The 1,051-nt window shown below is 53.7% G+C and carries 2 protein-coding genes; both read left to right on the forward strand.

Features of this window, described 5'->3' with window-relative positions; all coding sequences use genetic code 11:
- Window positions 1-118 (forward strand): IS4 family transposase (locus GWC77_RS27955; protein ID WP_173259959.1); only part of this gene is annotated, 118 nt, incomplete at its 5' end.
- A 9-nt stretch (window positions 119-127) separates the two neighbouring features.
- Complete coding sequence (locus GWC77_RS27960) at window positions 128-739, forward strand: hypothetical protein (protein ID WP_173262785.1); 612 nt, start codon at window positions 128-130, stop codon at window positions 737-739.
- Window positions 740-1,051: the final 312 nt, after the last annotated feature.

The raw sequence follows: 1,051 nt of genomic DNA on the forward strand, positions 1-1,051 counted from the left end.
CCGCAAAGGCGACGGCGAGCCTGGCGTCAAGACCATCTGGCTAGGCATGCAGCGCGTGGTGGATTTTGCTGCTGGTATCAGATACGCGCGTGAGCTCGAGCAGCAGACTTGTGTGTAATGGAATGCCTTGGATGCTCAAGCCCGTCTTAAACTGAATGAGACGCTAGCCGCGATGTCCGCGTTAGCCGCGGCACAAGATGAAGCGAAGGCATTTTTCGCAGCCCAAATACCAAGCACGTCAAGGCAGACGCTTGATATCACGGACAGCGCTCAGATTCTTTCAGTCGGCCAAGCCCAGATCGGACGCTTAGGCTCGGAAGACGCACGCCGTTACATTGAGACCATCGGCGTGGGACCTTGCATTGCAGTGTCGGTTTACGACCCCGTTAACAAAACTGCAGCGTTAACACACTTGGATGGACTGACGGATATGCCGTCAACTTTGACGGCTCTTTTCCATGAAATGGGACCACATTGCGAAGTTCGCGTATTTGGAGCAGATCGCAGTTCGTTCGAACAACTGCGTGAGCTGAGGGTGCAATTGGCACAAAGAGGTGTTCGGCCAGTCGAATGGGATGTTCTGAATTCGGTTAAAAGCATTGTTCTCGATCGTGATACGGGACAGGTGTCAAACGTTCGACCGCGAGAACGATCAGGTTCATTGACGTTCGCGGCCTCCGCAATGGCGGATATCTTCCGCAGAAGTCAAGCAAAACAACCGGCGAAGTGGACTTTTTAACCCGGACGGCAAATTGAGTCGCTTCGTGGAACTCTTTGATTCTTGGCGTCATCGTGTTCGTGGCGTTGTTCACGGAAAATCGGCGATTCCGCCAAGAGGTCAGGCGCCTAACTGAAGGCGCACGACGAACTGAACGTTGACGCTCTGCTTTTGTTTGGCGGCGGGCTATGGGGCCCCGTTGTACTCATCGGCTTATACACATGTGCGCGCCGCTTCCCGGGTTCGGAAGAACATGTTTACTTTCAATGACATAGGGCTGGGCTTGTAAACTTTCGGCGAAACGCGTTTACTCTCGCTTTTTGCGTGAACGCC

Source organism: Paraburkholderia sp. NMBU_R16 (assembly GCF_013282575.1).
GTDB lineage: Bacteria > Pseudomonadota > Gammaproteobacteria > Burkholderiales > Burkholderiaceae > Trinickia.